At 71.2% G+C, this 15,472-nt stretch carries 14 protein-coding genes and 2 pseudogenes; 5 read left to right on the top strand and 11 right to left on the bottom strand.

Features of this window, described 5'->3' with window-relative positions:
* Nucleotides 1-408, bottom strand: coding sequence for a succinate dehydrogenase hydrophobic membrane anchor subunit (locus AB8998_RS24320; protein WP_369740251.1), 408 nt, complete (start codon nt 406-408; stop codon nt 1-3).
* A complete protein-coding gene (gene sdhC, locus AB8998_RS24315) occupies nt 405-743 on the bottom strand; it encodes a succinate dehydrogenase, cytochrome b556 subunit (RefSeq protein WP_369741741.1) in 339 nt (112 codons plus the stop codon). The genes AB8998_RS24320 and sdhC overlap by 4 nt, the downstream gene beginning before the upstream one ends.
* Before the next feature lie 192 nt (nt 744-935).
* On the opposite strand from sdhC, the gene AB8998_RS24310 reads away from it, so the two are divergent.
* The 3 genes from AB8998_RS24310 to AB8998_RS24300 are packed head-to-tail and all read left to right on the top strand — an operon-like array spanning nt 936 to nt 3,687.
* Nucleotides 936-1,331, top strand: a complete 396-nt coding sequence (locus AB8998_RS24310) for a cytidine deaminase (RefSeq protein WP_369740249.1) — start codon at nt 936-938, stop codon at nt 1,329-1,331.
* Nucleotides 1,328-2,605: a thymidine phosphorylase gene (locus AB8998_RS24305; protein ID WP_369740248.1), complete on the top strand. Its 1,278-nt coding sequence runs from the start codon at nt 1,328-1,330 to the stop codon at nt 2,603-2,605. Before AB8998_RS24310 ends, AB8998_RS24305 begins: the two co-directional genes overlap by 4 nt.
* On the top strand, nt 2,602-3,687 hold the full coding sequence (locus AB8998_RS24300) for an adenosine deaminase (RefSeq protein WP_369740247.1): 1,086 nt from the start codon (nt 2,602-2,604) through the stop codon (nt 3,685-3,687). The genes AB8998_RS24305 and AB8998_RS24300 overlap by 4 nt, the downstream gene beginning before the upstream one ends.
* 5 nt (nt 3,688-3,692) lie before the next feature.
* On the opposite strand, the gene AB8998_RS24295 is transcribed toward AB8998_RS24300, so the two are convergent.
* A complete protein-coding gene (locus tag AB8998_RS24295) occupies nt 3,693-4,712 on the bottom strand; it encodes a PAS domain-containing protein (protein ID WP_369740246.1) in 1,020 nt (339 codons plus the stop codon).
* 93 nt (nt 4,713-4,805) lie between these two features.
* Nucleotides 4,806-5,480, bottom strand: coding sequence for a GAP family protein (locus AB8998_RS24290; RefSeq protein ID WP_369740244.1), 675 nt, complete (start codon nt 5,478-5,480; stop codon nt 4,806-4,808).
* A 149-nt stretch (nt 5,481-5,629) separates the two neighbouring features.
* Between AB8998_RS24290 and AB8998_RS24285 the strand changes: the two genes are divergently transcribed.
* A complete protein-coding gene (locus AB8998_RS24285; RefSeq protein ID WP_369740242.1) occupies nt 5,630-6,637 on the top strand; it encodes a VWA domain-containing protein in 1,008 nt (335 codons plus the stop codon).
* Between the two features lie 3 nt (nt 6,638-6,640).
* Here the strand turns inward: AB8998_RS24285 and AB8998_RS24280 are convergent, their stop codons facing one another.
* From AB8998_RS24280 to AB8998_RS24270, 3 genes are read right to left on the bottom strand one after another with little or no spacing between them, the layout of a single operon-like run.
* Nucleotides 6,641-7,624: a VWA domain-containing protein gene (locus tag AB8998_RS24280; RefSeq protein ID WP_369740240.1), complete on the bottom strand. Its 984-nt coding sequence runs from the start codon at nt 7,622-7,624 to the stop codon at nt 6,641-6,643.
* A 35-nt stretch (nt 7,625-7,659) separates the two neighbouring features.
* The gene (gene satS / locus AB8998_RS24275; protein WP_369740239.1) at nt 7,660-8,955 is read right to left on the bottom strand and encodes a protein export chaperone SatS; all 1,296 of its coding nucleotides are present in this window, start codon (nt 8,953-8,955) and stop codon (nt 7,660-7,662) included.
* A gap of 37 nt (nt 8,956-8,992) precedes the next feature.
* Nucleotides 8,993-9,832, bottom strand: coding sequence for an alkaline phosphatase family protein (locus tag AB8998_RS24270; protein WP_369741740.1), 840 nt, complete (start codon nt 9,830-9,832; stop codon nt 8,993-8,995).
* A 144-nt stretch (nt 9,833-9,976) separates the two neighbouring features.
* On the opposite strand from AB8998_RS24270, the gene upp reads away from it, so the two are divergent.
* Nucleotides 9,977-10,600 (top strand): uracil phosphoribosyltransferase, encoded by a 624-nt coding sequence (upp, locus tag AB8998_RS24265; RefSeq protein ID WP_369740237.1) that lies wholly within the window; start codon nt 9,977-9,979, stop codon nt 10,598-10,600.
* Here the strand turns inward: upp and AB8998_RS24260 are convergent.
* The 4 genes and pseudogenes from AB8998_RS24260 to AB8998_RS24245 all read right to left on the bottom strand — a co-directional run bounded on the left by AB8998_RS24260 (nt 10,597) and on the right by AB8998_RS24245 (nt 15,360).
* Nucleotides 10,597-12,178: pseudogene (locus AB8998_RS24260) on the bottom strand (phospho-sugar mutase). The gene upp and the pseudogene AB8998_RS24260 sit on opposite strands and share 4 nt — an antisense overlap.
* The gene (locus AB8998_RS24255) at nt 12,175-12,981 is read right to left on the bottom strand and encodes a purine-nucleoside phosphorylase (protein WP_369740235.1); all 807 of its coding nucleotides are present in this window, start codon (nt 12,979-12,981) and stop codon (nt 12,175-12,177) included. The pseudogene AB8998_RS24260 and the gene AB8998_RS24255 overlap by 4 nt, the downstream one beginning before the upstream one ends.
* Before the next feature lie 11 nt (nt 12,982-12,992).
* Complete coding sequence (locus AB8998_RS24250; RefSeq protein ID WP_369740233.1) at nt 12,993-13,208, bottom strand: hypothetical protein; 216 nt, start codon at nt 13,206-13,208, stop codon at nt 12,993-12,995.
* A gap of 246 nt (nt 13,209-13,454) precedes the next feature.
* Nucleotides 13,455-15,360, bottom strand: a pseudogene (locus AB8998_RS24245) (PPE domain-containing protein).
* Between the last annotated feature and the right edge of the window lie 112 nt (nt 15,361-15,472).

Raw genomic sequence — 15,472 nt, 5'->3', positions numbered from 1 at the left:
TCACGAGATGTTCGGGTCGAACGTCAGCAGCACGTAGGTCCCCAGCACCAACGTGAAACCCATCGACAGCGCCAGCAGGCTGTTCAGCCAGAAGCGGGTGCTGTCCTTGCGGCTGTAGTCGTCGATGATGATGCGCAGACCGTTGCCCCCGTGCAGCTGTGCCAGCCACAGCAGCAGCAGATCCCAGATCTGCCAGAACGGCGACGCCCAGCGCTGCGCCACGTAGTTGAAGTCGATGCGGTACACGCCGTCGTCGACCATCAGCATGATGAACAGGTGCCCGAGCGCCAGGAACACCAGCACGACCCCGGAGAACCGCATGAACAGCCACGCGTATTTCTCGAAGTTGGGGACGCCGGCGCGCCGCCGCGGCGCGCGGGGTCGGTCCAGGCCCGCGGGGCGGCTCATCGTAGGTGCGCCATCAGGTGAATGCCCAGCACCACCCCGGCCGGGACGATGAGCAACAGGAACAGCACGCCCACGATCCACAGCATCAGCCGCTGGTGGCGGGTGCCCTCGGACCAGAAGTCGATCAGGATGACGCGGATCCCGTTGAGCGCGTGAAACAGCACGGCGGCGACCAGGCCGAACTCCATCACGCCGACGATCGGCGTCTTGTAGGTCGCGAGCACCTCGTCGTAGGCCTGCGGCCCCACCCGGACCAGGGCGGTGTCCAGGACGTGGACGAACAGGAAGAAGAAGATCGTCGCGCCGCTGATGCGGTGCAGCACCCACGCCCACATGCCCGGATCGCCCCGGTACAGGGTGCGCGGCGGCCGTCGCCCGCGTGCCGCCTTAGCTGGGCCCGCGGTCGTCGCCTGTGTGCTCGCCACCGTGTTCACCGCCTTCCCCGGACGTTCCAGCCTAACCCGGCCGGGTTGCGGCCCAGGTTAGGGTGGCGTACTCGCGTCGAGCATCGGTGAACGGGGTGCGGTATGCCTGAAGTCGACTGGAAAGCATTGCGCAGCAAGGCCGTTGAGGTTGCGGCCAACGCCTACGCGCCGTATTCGCGGTTCGCGGTGGGTGCGGCCGCGCTGGTCGACGACGACCGGGTGGTTACCGGCTGCAATGTGGAGAATGTCTCATATGGCCTCGGTCTCTGCGCCGAGTGCTCGGTGGTGTCCGCGCTGTACGCGACCGGCGGCGGGCGCCTGGTCGCCCTGTCCTGCGTCGACGCGGCGGGCGCGCCGCTGATGCCGTGCGGGCGGTGCCGGCAGGTGCTGCTCGAACACGGCGGCCCCGGGTTGCTGATCGACCATCCGGCCGGGCCGCGCCGGATCGGCGACCTGCTGCCCGACGCCTTCGGCCCCGACGACCTGGCGCGGCGATGACGTTCGACGCCCCGACGGTGATCCGGACCAAGCGCGACGGCGGCCGGCTCTCCGACGCCGCCATCGACTGGGTCGTCGACGCCTACACCCACGGCCGGGTCGCCGACGAACAGATGTCGGCGCTGTTGATGGCGATCGTGTGGCGCGGGATGGACCGCGGCGAGATCGCCCGGTGGACCGCGGCGATGCTGGCCTCGGGACCGCGGCTCGACTTCACCGACCTGCCCGTGCCGACCGTCGACAAGCATTCCACCGGCGGGGTCGGCGACAAGATCACCCTGCCGCTCGTGCCGGTCGTCGCCGCCTGCGGCGCGGCGGTGCCCCAGGCGTCGGGCCGCGGGCTCGGGCACACCGGCGGCACCCTGGACAAGCTGGAGTCGATCGCCGGGTTCACCGGCGAACTGTCCAATCGGCGTGTGCGCGAACAACTTCGGCAGGTCGGCGCGGCGATCTTCGCCGCCGGCGAGCTGGCCCCCGCCGACGCCAAGCTCTACGCGCTGCGCGACATCACCGGCACCGTCGAGTCGCCGCCGCTGATCGCCAGTTCGGTGATGAGCAAGAAGCTGGCCGAGGGGGCCGGCGCGCTGGTGCTCGACGTGAAGGTCGGCTCCGGGGCGCTGACGTCCTCGCCGGCGCAGGCCCGGGAGCTGGCGCACATCATGGTCGGGCTGGGCGCGGCCCACGGGGTACCCACCCGCGCGCTGTTGACGGACATGAACAGCCCGCTGGGCGCGACCGTCGGCAATGCGCTGGAGGTCGCCGAATCGCTGGAGGTGCTGGCCGGCGGCGGCCCGCCCGACGTGGTGGAGCTGACGCTGACACTGGCCGGCGAGATGCTGGCGCTGGCCGGGATCGACGACCGCGACCCCGCCCAGACGCTGCGCGACGGGACCGCGATGGACCGGTTCCGGCGGCTGGTCGCCGCCCAGGGCGGGGACTTGTCGGTTCCGTTGCCCATCGGTGCGCATACCGAGACCGTCACCGCCGCCCGGGGCGGCACAATGGGCGATATCGACGCGATGGCGGTGGGAATGGCGGCTTGGCGGCTCGGTGCGGGGCGATCCAGCCCGGGCGGGACGGTGCAGCCGGGCGCGGGTGTCCGGATCCACCGCCGCCCGGGGGAGCCGGTGGCGGCGGGGGAGCCGTTGTTCACCCTCTACACCGACACCCCCGAACGGTTCGGCGCCGCGATGGCCGAGCTGGACGGCGGCTACCGCGTCGGCCCCACCGCCCCGCAGCCCCGACCGCTGATTATCGATCGGATCGTCACGTGAGCGAACTGGACCTCGAACAGATCACCAAGGCGCCCAAGGCCCTGCTGCACGACCACCTCGACGGCGGGCTGCGCCCGGCGACCGTCATCGACATCGCGGCTGCGACCGGCTACGACGGGCTGCCCGCCACCGACGTCGACGAGCTGGCGACGTGGTTTCGCACCCGCTCGCACAGCGGCTCGCTGGAGCGCTACCTCGAGCCGTTCTCGCACACCGTGGCGGTGATGCAGACCCCCGACGCGCTGCACCGCGTGGCCCGCGAGTGCGTGGAGGACCTGGCCGCCGATGCGGTGGTCTACGCCGAGATCCGGTTCGCCCCCGAACTGCACATCGACCGGGGGCTCTCCTTCGACGAGATCGTCGACGCCGTGCTGGCCGGCTTCGCCGACGGGGAGAAGGCCTGCGCTGAGGCGGGCCGCCCGATCGTGGTGCGGCTGCTGGTCACCGCCATGCGGCATGCCGCGGTGTCCCGCGAGATCGCCGAGCTGGCGATCCGCTGGCGGGACCGGGGGGTCGTCGGGTTCGACATCGCCGGGGCCGAGGCCGGCAACCCGCCGACGCGGCACCTGGACGCGTTCGAATACATGCGGGACAACAACGCGCGCTTCACCATTCATGCCGGCGAGGCGTTCGGGCTGCCGTCCATCCACGAGGCGATCGCGTTCTGCGGCGCCGACCGGCTGGGCCACGGCGTGCGCATCGTCGACGACATCGACGTGTCCGGCGACGGACAGGTGCGGCTGGGCCGGCTCGCGTCGATCCTGCGCGACAAGCGCGTCCCGCTGGAGCTGTGCCCCAGCTCCAACGTGCAGACCGGCGCGGTCGAGAGCATCGCCGAGCACCCGTTCGACCTGCTGGCCCGGACCCGCTTCCGGGTGACTGTCAACACCGACAACCGGTTGATGAGCGACACCTCGATGAGCCTGGAGATGCACCGGTTGGTGCAGGCGTTCGGCTACGGGTGGAGCGACCTCGAGCGGTTCACCATCAACGCGATGAAGTCGGCGTTCATCCCGTTCGACCAGCGGCTGGCGATCATCGACGAGGTGATCAAGCCCCGGTATGCGGTGCTGATCGGGTAGGCGGCTCAGACGGCCTGCGTCTTGCGCAGCAGCTCGGCCGGGGTGGGCAGGCGCAGGCAGATGAGCCCGGCGTAGTTGTCGTCGAGCAGATGCACCCGGTAGATGGTGCTGTGCACCACGGTCCACCCGCCGCCCTTCGCGCGCAGCCGCAGCAACCCCTCGGCCGGCCCCTCGGCGAACTGCTGCTTCATCGTGCGCAGCACGGAGTGGTCGTCGGGATGCACCAGCGGCTGGCCCTCCGTCTCGCCGCGCCAGTCGAAGTGGGGAAACGGCGGGTCGAGCCACTTGAGCAGGTGCCACGACCGCAGGTCGACGAGGGCCCGGTGGATGCCCTCCTGCGCCATGTCGCGCAGGATGTGGCGGGCGAGGTCGCTGTCGGGCACCGGCTCCTCCCGGTCGGGTAGGCGCCAGTTCATGGCGCGGCAGACCAGGTGGTCGGTGCCGTCCGCCTGAGGCTCGACGCGGGCGCGGGCGACGAAGCTCACCCGGATCCGTTCGCCGTCATGGCTGGTCGTATCCCACGTGCTGCAGTAAGTGTCCCCGGGCTTGCAGCTCATGGTCAGCGCGAGCACCTGCGTCTCGTCCCGGTTGATGTGGCCGATCGGCAGGTCCGCGGCGAACGGGCGGCCGTCGGTTTGCTCGACGGCCAGATCTAGGCCGGAGTTGGCCAGCGCCTGGGGTGTGTCGCTGGCGGTCCCCGTGGTGATGTTCCATGCCACCGCCCCGGGTTTCGGCCGTTCCGCCGGGGGGACGGCCCGGGGTCCGGCCCACAGCTGTACGCCGTGTACGTGACCGTCGTTCATCACCACGGCCTCGGTCTGTACGACGGTCCTGCCGTCGACCATGTCGCGGCTGACCCCCCGGCGTTTGCTGACGGTCTCGTCGACGGCCGCCGTGATCGCCTTGAGGTGCGGGTTTCTGCGCAAGAAGACGCTGAGCGGCACGAATTTTCGCAGCGCATGGCCCTGCGCGACGACGACGGGCCCGTCGCCGACCACCTCCAGCAACAGCCACTCGCGATTCACGAGTGGGGATACTACGAGGGCATGCGCGCCGCCGTTGCCGAAATCGACGGACCGTGCTCGGCCCGGATTCGGCCGGAAACCGGGGCGGCGCCCTCAGGCGAACCCATACAACACCAACGCGCAGCCCCCAGCAACCAGTGTCGTCGCCGTCATCGCGTGGCGGTGCCGCTGGATCCAGCGCCTGATTTGCTCCAGCCGGCGATCGATGCTCGGTCCGGCGACGACATAGGCCAGCACTGGGGCGGCCACGGTCGAACTCGCCAGCGCGGCGTAGAAGGCGACGGCCGCCGCCGCGCCGAGGACCGGCAGCCGGCCGGCGGCGACCTGGGTTCCCGCGGCCGCGCTGGCCGCAAGCACCTTCGGGTTGGCCAGCATGGGGAAGAATCCCAGCGCGGCCGCAACCGGTGGGGTGATCCTGCCTGCGCGGCTGTCCCAGCCCGCCTCGTCCGCGGCTGCGGTGCGCCGCCGCCACACCCACGCGCCGAATGCGACTAGTGCCGCACCGGCGGCCACGACCAGCCAGTCGGTCCACGGCGGCGCGGGCCCGCGTAGGCCGTCGAAGGTCCGCGGGATGCGCATCGAGGCCACGGTCAGCCCGGTCAGCGAGAGCAATCTGCCCAGCAGGTAGGCGATGCTGGACGAGCGTGGCCGGTCGTTGTGGACGAGCAGCACCAACGCCAGCACGACGGGCACCGGCGAGAGCGCCACCACAAACGCCGGTGCGGCGAGCTTCGCGACCAGCAGCCCCGACGGACCGAAAAGTTCCAACTCTTCCCCCGACCAAGTCCGCGGTGAACTACCTGTACCACAGTACCCCCGGGGGTATGGATCGCGCGCCAACCGCCGTGGGGCGGGGCCGGCCGCTCGCGACGGAACGGCTGTGCGGCGCTCGGCCGGGACGAATAGTGTGACTGGATATGAAGCTGCCCCTGCTGGGCCCCGTGTCGCTCACCGGCTTCCAGAACGCGTGGTTCTTCCTGTTCCTGCTGATCGTTTTGCTGGTGCTGGGCGGCTACATCGCCCAGCAGTTCACCCGCCGCCGGCGGGTGCTGCGTTTCGCCAACATGGAGGTGCTCGAACGGGTCGCCCCGCCGCGTCCCAGCCGGTGGCGGCACCTGCCGACGATCCTGTTGGCCACGTCGCTGGTGCTGCTGACCACCGCCATGGCCGGCCCGACCTCGGATGTGCGGATCCCCCTCAACCGCGCGGTGGTGATGCTGGTCATCGACGTCTCGGAGTCCATGGCGGCCACCGACGTCCCACCGAGCCGGCTGGCGGCGGCCAAGGTGGCGGGCGAGCAGTTCGCCGACGAGCTGACGCCGGCGATCAACCTCGGGCTTGTCGAGTTCGCGGCCAACGCCACGCTGCTGGTCGCCCCGACCACCAACCGGGCCGCCGTGAAGTCGGCGATCGAGCGCCTGGCGCCCGCCCCGAAGACGGCGACGGGGGAGGGCATCTTCACCGCGATGCAGGCGATCGCCACGGTCGGGGCCGTGCTGGGCGGCGGCGAGGGCCCCCCGCCGGCGCGGATCGTGCTGGAATCCGACGGCGCCGAGAACGTGCCGCTGGATCCCAACGCTCCGCAGGGGGCCTTCACCGCGGCGCGCGCCGCGAAATCCCAGGGCATCGAGATCTCGACGATCTCCTTCGGCACGCCCGACGGCACCGTCGACTACCAGGGCGCCACCATCCCCGTCCCGGTCGACGACCAGACCCTGCAGCAGATCTGCGAGATCACCGGCGGGCAGGCGTTCCACGCCGACAGCCTGGAATCGCTCAAGCGGGTCTATCAGACGCTGCAGCGCCAGATCGGCTACCAGACCGTCAAGGGCGACGCGAGCCTGCCCTGGATGCTGCTGGGGGCTCTCGTCCTGGCCGGCGCGGTGCTGGCCGGGTTGCTGCTCAACCGCAGGCTGCCGTCCTGAGCGTCAGGCGGGCAGGCGCCGGTTGATCAGCAGCCCCAGCGCCGCGGCGAGCACGGCGGTCAGGACGCCCAGGCGCAGCCACCCGGCGCTGCCGGGCCCGGCCACGGTGCGGTACCCGATCTCGTTCTCGATGTTGTCGTAGCTCTTCTCGAGCTCGCCGAGGTTGGTGGCGGTGTAGTACTGGCCGCCGGAGAGCCGGGCGATCGTCTTCATCTGGTCCGGCTTGACCGGGACCGCGACCCGCACCCCGTCCAGGTCGATCTCGCCGGTCGGCGTCCCGAACGCGATCGTGGAGACCGGCACCCCCTGGTCCTTGGCCAGGCGCGCCGCCGTGTAGGCGCCGTCGTGCGGGTCCTGGGGGTCGGCCGGCTTGTTCTCCGCGCCGTCGGACAGCAGGACGATCCGGGCCGGTGGCGGGGAGTCGCCGCCGGTGACGTCGGTGGCCCCGATTGCGTGCAGGGCGGTGAAGATGGCCTCGCCGGTGGCGGTGCCGTCGCCGAACTCCAGCTTCTTGAGGGCGTCGACCGTCGCCTGGTGCTGCGGGGTGGGTGGCACCAGCAGGTAGGGGGTCCCGGCGAAGCCGACCAGCCCCAGGTTGACGCCCGGGGTCAGCTGGGCGGCGAACTGGCCGGCCGCCTGCTCGGCGGCCTTGAGCCGGTTCGGGTCGACGTCGGTGGCCTTCATCGACTGCGACATGTCGATCACGAGCATGATCACCGCGCGGTTGCGCGGTATGCGCATGTCATGGGTGGGGGTGGCCAGCGCGACGGTCAGCAGGGCCAGGCTGAGCAGCGCCACGGCGATCGGCAGGTGTCGCCACATCGACTGCGGCACTTCCGCCTCGGTGAACCGGCGCAGCCGGCGCCCGCGGCGGGACTGGACGAGGACGTACACGACCAGCAGGGCCAGCGGGACCAGGCCGAACAGCAACAGGGCCGGGCGCTGGAATCCGTACAGGGGCAACGGGCCGACCCCGGGAAGCGACACCCCGACTCACCTCCCGTTCGGGCCGGCCGTTCAGGCTATTCGCGCCTGAGCCGCCCATCGACGAATTGTTCCAGTCTCTCCCATTCCCGCACCGCCGCCGCATAGGGGGGCGTCGGCTTGGTCACCGAGCCGGGCTCCAGCACGGCGGCCACCAGCTTGCCCAGCGGCCGGCCCGGCTCCAGCGCCGTGTCCACCGTCGGGTCCTCGGAGTAGTCACCGACGTCGCGGAGCAACTCGACGGCCAGGTCGAGCTGGTCGCGGTCCACGGCGTCCGGCCCGTCGGCCAGGTCGTCGGCCAGGCCGCTGAGCACGTAGACGTTGTCGTCGGTGACCTCGACGGCCAGCGAGCCGTCGGTGGCCGCGGTGCGGATGTCGTCATAGGTGCTCAGGTCCGACAGGTCGTGGTCGTGCTCGTCGGCCAGGTAGCGGGCCAGGGCGCGCTCGGAGGTGAACACGCTGATCCGCCCGTTGCGCCCGAGGAACACCGGTGCGTCGTCCAGGTAGCAGCGCAGGGTGTAGAACGTGCCGGAGCTCATCATGATCCTGATCGGGTCGATGCCGACCCGAAGCCAGAAGTCCTTGTCCCCGCCCAGCACGACGGTGTCGCCGGGCGCGCGGGCCTCCTCCTGGGCCGCCGGTTCCTGCCCGGACTCCTTGGCGGTCTCGGTCTCGGTCTCGGTTTCCGCCTCCGCGTCGGTCTCGTCGGCCGTGGGGGTCTCCGGCTCTTCGTCGGGCTCCTCGGCCAGTTCCTCTTGGGCCTCGGCCGACGCCGCGGCGGCGACCTCGGGGGTGGTGATGATCCCCTCGACCGCGGCGAGCACGTCGTCCCAGCCCCGCCCGATGATCTCGGCGATGAGGTTCCAGCGCTTCTGCCCGGCCCGGCCGGCGAAGTTCTCGATCCCGCCGGTGACCGTGCCCAGGCTCGGGTTGCCGTTGAAGAACTTCGACACCGCCGGCAGCTCACACACCGACCCGAGCGACGACACGATCGCCAGCGCGCTGGCCACCGCGGCCACCGACTCCGAGGTCGGCTTCTCGGCCACCAGTTCCTCCACGGCGACCAGGTCGAACCGCGCGTCCTCGGCGGGATCGAACTTGTGCGCGTGCGCCGCGGTCAGGTCCTTCCACGCCGGGTGGTCGACCAGGTCGTTGTCGGTGTCGGAGCGCACGAACGCGACCAGGTCGGCCACGGACTCGAACGCGAACAGGTCCTCGTCCTTGCCCAGGAACGCCTCCCATTCGTCGCCGGCGTCGCGCCAGCGGGGCGCCCACACGGTGTAGCGGTCACCGATGGGCAGGCTCAGGCGGATCGGCACGAGGTCAGCAGCCATGCGGCACACAATAGCGACGGCGCCGCAGCGTTCGGGTTCAGCCCGCCCAGATGTCGGTGATCGCCGGGGCGTTGGCGGCGTAGCCGGTCTTGGGCAGTCCGTACATCTGCTCCAGCGTGGAAAGCACGTTGTAGTGGCTGATCTGCTCGCCGTAGGTGCCGGGCCGCACGTGCGCGCCGTAGAACACCGTCGGGATCCGGTTGCGGCTGGAGTTGTCGTCCTCGTCCCAGGTCACGATCAGCAGGCTGTTGTTGGCCGCCGCCCAGTTGGCGTACCCGGACAGGTTGCGGTTGAGCCAGGCGTCGGCCTGCGGGATGGAGCCGTCGTGCATGTTGTTGCCGTTGTCGGGGATGACGAACGACACCGTCGGCAGGGCGGCGTAGTTGCCCATCGGGAACGCCGAGAACGGCAGCGACGTGCTGGGCGGCACGTTGGTGAAGTCGGCCCAGGGCACGTGCTTGCGCGCGTACTTGCCCGCGCTGCACACCGGTGAGCCGACTGCGGGCAGCCCCTCGGAGAACCCGGCGAACGTGTAACCGGCGGCCAGCAGCTCGGACGCCAGGTTGGGGGCAGCGCCGGCGTTGACCGGGCACGCGTCGGTGGTCACGCCGAACGTGCTGCCGGCGAACAGCGCCAGGTAGTTCGGCTCGCTGGGATGGGTCTCGGCGAACGACGCGGCCATGTTCGCGCCGGCCGCGGCCAGGGCGTTGATGAACGGCGCCGACCTGTTGCCGATGATGTTGGCCGCCGCGCGGTTCTCCTCGATCACGATCACCACGTGCGCCGGTTGCGGGACCGCGGCCGCCGCCAGGCTCACCAGCGGGGACAGCGGGGTGGCCGCGATGCCCGCCAGCGCCACCGCGACGGCCGGCCAGATGGCCCGCAGGGCCCGATGTGCCTTGCCCGTCAGCCCGCTGCGAACCTGCACGCCGGGAGTATATGGGCGGGTGCTTGGCCCCTGCGGCACCCGCACGAGCGTGTCAACCGGGTTGGCCGCGATCGTTATATAGGGTCAGGTGCCGTGGACGTACGCATCATCGATCACCCGCTGGCCCTGGCCCGGCTGACCGCGTTGCGCGACAAGCACACTCCCAACGCCGAGTTCCGGGCCGCGCTGGGCGACCTGACGGTGATGCTGGTCTACGAGGCCACCCGCGACGCGCCCCTCGAGAGCTTTCCGGTCCACACCCCGCTGGCCGAGACCCTCGGGATGCGACTGGCCGGAAAGCCGCTGCTGGTGCCCGTGCTGCGCGCCGGGCTGGGCATGCTCGACCGGGCGCTGGCGCTGCTGCCGCAGGCCCAGGTCGGGTTCGTCGGCGTGGCCCGCGACGAGGAAACCCACCGCGCGGCCGGGTATCTGGAGTCGCTGCCCGACGACCTGACTGGCCGGGCGGTGCTGGTGCTGGAACCGATGCTGGCGACGGGCGGGTCGGTGCGGCACACGATCGGTCTGCTGCACCGCCGCGGCGCCGCCAGGATCACCGTGCTGTGCGCGGTGGCCGCGCCGGAAGGCATTGCGGCCCTTGAGAAGGCGGCGCCGGATGCGCGGCTGTTCACCGTGGCCGTCGACGACGGCCTCAACGAGCACGCCTTCATCGTTCCCGGGCTCGGCGACGCGGGAGACCGCCAGTACGGGCCCCGCTAGCCCCAGCCGCCGACCTGGCCGGCCAGTTCGTCGCGCAGCGCGCGCGCCCGCGTCCGGGCCGCGGCCAACTCGGCACCCGCCGCGCAGCGAACCTCGATGTAGCACTTCACCTTCGGCTCGGTGCCCGAGGGCCGCACCACCACGCGCACCGACGCCGCGTCGTCGCCGCCGGTGAAGATCAGCGCGTCGGTGACGTCGGTGAGGGTCGCGGTGAACCCGGCCAGTGTGGCCGGTGGGTCCGCCCGCAACCGGTCCATGAGTGCGGCGGCCTCGCCGGCGCCGGCGACGCGGCGCGACACCGCGGCGACGTCATGCACGCCGTGCCGGCGGGCCAGCTCGTCGAGCGCGCCCGACACGGTTTCGCCCCGGGATGCCAGCGCGGCCACCAGGTCGCACACCAGGACGGCGGCGCTGATGCCGTCCTTGTCGCGCACGGCGTCCGGGTCGACGCAGTGGCCGATCGCCTCCTCGTAGGCGTACACCAGGGTGCCGCCGGGCACCTGCGAGTCGGCGCGGGCCAGCCACTTGAAGCCGGTGCGGGTCTCGACGTGCACCGCGCCGTGATGCGCGGCGATGGCCGCCAGCATGCGCGAGGACACCAGCGAGCTGGCGACGACCGGGATCCCGGTTCGCGGCTGGGAGAGAATGTAATCGCCGAGCAGCCAACCGGTTTCGTCGCCGGAGAGCATCCGCCACCCCGATGCGGTCGGGATGCCGACGGCGCACCGGTCGGCGTCGGGGTCCAGCGCGATCGCGACGTCGGCGCCGACGTCGGCGGCCAGGGCCAGCAGGGCGTCGGTGGCCCCGGGCTCCTCGGGGTTCGGGAACGCGACGGTGGGGAAGTCGGGGTCCGGCGCGAACTGGGCGCCGACGGTGTGCACCCGGCCGAAACCGGCGCGGCGCAGCGTCTCGACGGCCACCGCGCCGCCCACCGTGCAGCGCGGTCAGCGCCACCCGCACCGAACCGGTGGCGCGCCGCACCCCGGCGGCCCGCTCGATGTAGCGCTCGACCAGGTCGGTGTGCGCGGGTTGCACCGGGGCGCGGGCGATCTCGTCGGCCGGCGGGGAGCCGGCCATCGCGGACTCGATCTCGCGGTCGGTGGGGGAGACGATCTGGATGCCACCGTCGAAGTACACCTTGTAACCGTTGTCGGTCGCCGGGTTGTGGGAGGCCGTGATCTGTATCCCGGCGGCGGCCCCGGTGCGCCGCACCGCGAAAGCGACCACCGGCGTGGGCGTCGGCCCGGGCAGCAGCAGCACCCGAAAGCCTTGGGCGGCAAGCACTTCGGCCGTGACGGTGGCGAACACGGCCGAGCCGTGCCGGGCGTCGCGCCCGACGACGACCGCCGAACCGGCCCGGCCGTGGCTCCCGAGCACCTGCGCCACCGCCCAGCTGGCGTGCGAGACCACGGCGACGTTCATGGCGTCGGGTCCGCCGCGCACCGGGCCGCGCAGTCCCGCGGTGCCGAACACCAGTGGGCGGGCGAACCGGGCGGCGAGTTCGCCGGGGCCGCAGGCGGCGAGCTCGGCGGCCGTGGCCGGGTCGGGATCGTGGGCGATCCACTCCTCGGGCGTCATACCCGGGCTATCAGGTCGGCCAGCAGCGCGCCCATCCGGTGCGCCGAGGCGGCCCCGGCGGCGAGCACCTCGGCGTGGCTGAGCGGCGCGCCGCCGATCCCGGCGGCCAGGTTGGTCACCAGCGACACCCCCAGCACCTCGGCGCCGGCCGCGCGGGCGGCGATGGTCTCGTGCACCGTCGACATGCCCACCAGGTCGGCGCCCAGGGTCCGCAGCATCCGGATCTCGGCCGGTGTCTCGTAGTGGGGGCCGGGCATGCAGGCGTACACGCCCTCGGTCAGCTCCGGGTCGGCCTGCAGGGCGAGCCGGCGCAGTCGCGGCGCGTAGGCGTCGGTCAGGTCCACGAACTGCGGGCCGGTCAACGGGGAGCGCGCGGTCAGGTTGAGGTGGTCGCTGATCAGCACCGGCCGGCCGACCGTCATGCCAGGGCGCAGCCCGCCGGCCGCGTTGGTGAGCACCACGACGCGCGCCCCGGCCGCGCAGGCCGCCCGGACCGGGTGCACGACGTGGCGCAGGTCGTGGCCCTCGTAGGCGTGCACGCGCCCGACCAGCACCAGCACCCGGTGCGCGCCGATCGGCACCGACAGCAGCTGACCGCTGTGCCCGGCGGCGCTCGGCGGGCGGAACCCGGGCACCTCGGCCTGGGGGAGCGTGGCGGTGGCGGCACCCAGCGCGGCGACCGCCGAGGACCATCCCGACCCGAGGACGACGGCGACGTCGTGCTCGGCGGCTCCGGTGCGCTCGGCGATGAAATGCCCCGCCCGCCGGGCGAGTTCGTCGGCGTCGGTCGCGGCGTCGCTCACACTGCGCGAGCCTAGCCTGGCGGGGGCGCCTCGCCCGGCAATCGCGCCGCGACCTCGTCGATGTAGTAGTGGCGGGGCGTGTCGCCGCGTTCCAGCGCCGAGCGGCACGCCAGCGCGTTACCCTGCGTGGTGAACGGCGCCGCCAGCACCGAACACACGTCGTCCCAGAAGAGGCCGTCGCGCACGTACCAGCCCGGCGCCAGGCCGGCGGTGTGCCGCTCGATCATCGCGACGCGGTGCCCTGTCGAGCGCTCCGCCCCGACCCCGTTTCCTGCGACGGTCTTCTCCGGTGTTCTCCCAGTGCCCTCCTCCGGCGAACTCGCGTTGCGCCGGGTCGGCATCGCCCACCCGGCAACATGGTCGCATGCGCGCAATGAATTGGCATACCTTTTGCTTAAAAAAATATGGGGAAAAGATACCGAATGTAGTCTTCGATCGGCAGCGGCGGACCACGGAGTCTGCAGGGCCGGGCGTCACAGCCCGAAGAGGCCCGACTGCCCGTCCCCGGGGTTGAACCAGCCCGAGCTCGAGGCGCCCAGGTTCGCGAAGCCCGAACTGTCACCGGCGCCGGTGTTGAAGAAGCCGGAGTTCTCGCCTTCGCCGGTGTCGGAGTTGAAGAATCCGGCGTTGGAGCCGAGCACCCCGCTGTTGAAGAAGCCGACATCTCCGGAACCGTTGCCGTAGTTGAAATAGCCCACATTGGCTCCGTGGACGCTCGAGTTGCCGATCCCCGAGTTGGAGCCGCCGGCGCTCGAGTTGTAAAAGCCGGAGTTGTCGTTGCCCCCGGTGTTGAAGAAGCCCGAGGTTCCGGTGCCGGTGTTGCCGAAGCCCGAGCTGGCCACCGATTGGGTGGCCGAACTGCCCAGGCCGGTGTTCAGGCTGCCCGCGTTGAACAGTCCCGTGTTGGTGTTGCCCGAGTTCTCGAAGCCGGTATTGGTGTTGCCCGCGTTGAACAGGCCGGTGTTGTAGCTGCCCGAGTCGAAGCTGCCCGCGTTATAAGAACCCGCGTTGAAATTGCCCGCGTTGAAACTGCCCCCATTGTCGAATCCGACGTTGTTGACACCCCCGTTGCCGAAACCCGTGTTCTCGCCACTGGCAGGTAATGCGCTGTAGCCCGCGTTGCCGATGCCGGTGTCGCCGCCGCCGGAGTTGCCGATGCCGGTGGCGATCTGGCCGGAGTTGAACAGACCGGTGGCGGTGAGTCCGGAGTTGCCGATGCCGAAGCTGTTGTTGCCGGAGTTGAAGAACCCGATGTCGTTGTTGCCGGAGTTGCCGAAGCCGATGTCGCCGCTGCCGGAGTTCAAACCGCCGAAACCTATCTGGTTGTTACCGGTGAGCCCGAAACCGATGTCGCCGGTGCCGCTGTTGCCGAAGCCGATGTTGCCGAAGCCGGTGTTGCCGAAACCCCAGTTGTTGTTGCCGCTGTTGCCGAAGCCGATGTTGCCGAAGCCGGCGGTGCTCCCGATTCCGGAGTTGCCGGCGCCGATGTTGCCGCCGCCGACGTTGCCGATGCCGAAGTTGTTGACGCCCAGGTTGCCCAGACCGATGTTGCCGATCCCCGCGGTGAAATAGAGGCCGGCGTTGCCGAAGCCGATGTTGTAGTTGCCGAGGTTTCCCCCGCCGATGTTGAAGTTGGACGCGACCCCTTGTAAGGAGTCGCCGTTGCCGAAGCCCAGGTTGGTGCTGCCGAAGTTCCCGGCGCCGAAGTTGTGGATACCGATGTTGCCGTTGCCGAGGTTCTGGGTGCCGATGTTGGCGTTGCCCAGGTTCAGGTTGCCGGTGTTGCCGCTGCCCAGGTTCAGCCCGCCCAGGTTGCCGACGCCCAGGTTGACGTTGGGCAGGCTCAGCTGGGCCGTCGTGGTGTGCAGTGCGGTCTGCACCGAGAACAGCTGCGTGGCCGCGGCCGAGGCGCCGGCGTGATAGCCCGTCATGGCGGCCACGTCCTGGGCCCAGAGCTGCTCGTAGTGGGCCTCCACGGCGGCGATCGCCGGGGCGTTCTGGCCGAACAGGTTCGAGGTCACCAGCGAGATCAGCTGGCCGCGGTTGGCCGATCACGCCCGGGTGCACGGTCGCGGCGAACGCCGCCTCGAACGCCGACGCCGCGGCCTGAGCCTGGGCGGCCGCCGACTGTGCGTGGGCGCCGGCGGCGCTCAGCCAGCCCGCATACGGTGTGGCCGCGGCCGCCATCGCGGTGGCGGCGGGCCCCTGCCAGGCCTGACCCGTGAGCCCGGACGTCACCGCCGAAAAGGAGGAGGCCGCGGCCTGCAATTCTTCGGCCAGCCCATTCCACGCCGCCGCGGCCGCCAGCATCGGGCCGGACCCCGCGCCGGAGTAGAGCAGCGCCGAATTGATTTCCGGGGGCCACACCAAGAAACTCATCGCTCACCGTCCCATCTCGGCGGGCCCACAGTGGTGGCCGGCCGCCGCCACCGCCCCCGCGCCAACGTGACTGCCGACAAAACGCCCCCACGACTTTAACGTTCGAGCACGC

Origin of the sequence: Mycobacterium sp. HUMS_12744610, from assembly GCF_041206865.1 — a bacterium.
Lineage (GTDB): Bacteria > Actinomycetota > Actinomycetes > Mycobacteriales > Mycobacteriaceae > Mycobacterium > Mycobacterium servetii.
The sequence above is the reverse complement of the archived record's forward strand: the minus strand, read 5'-3'. Positions and strand labels throughout refer to the sequence as shown.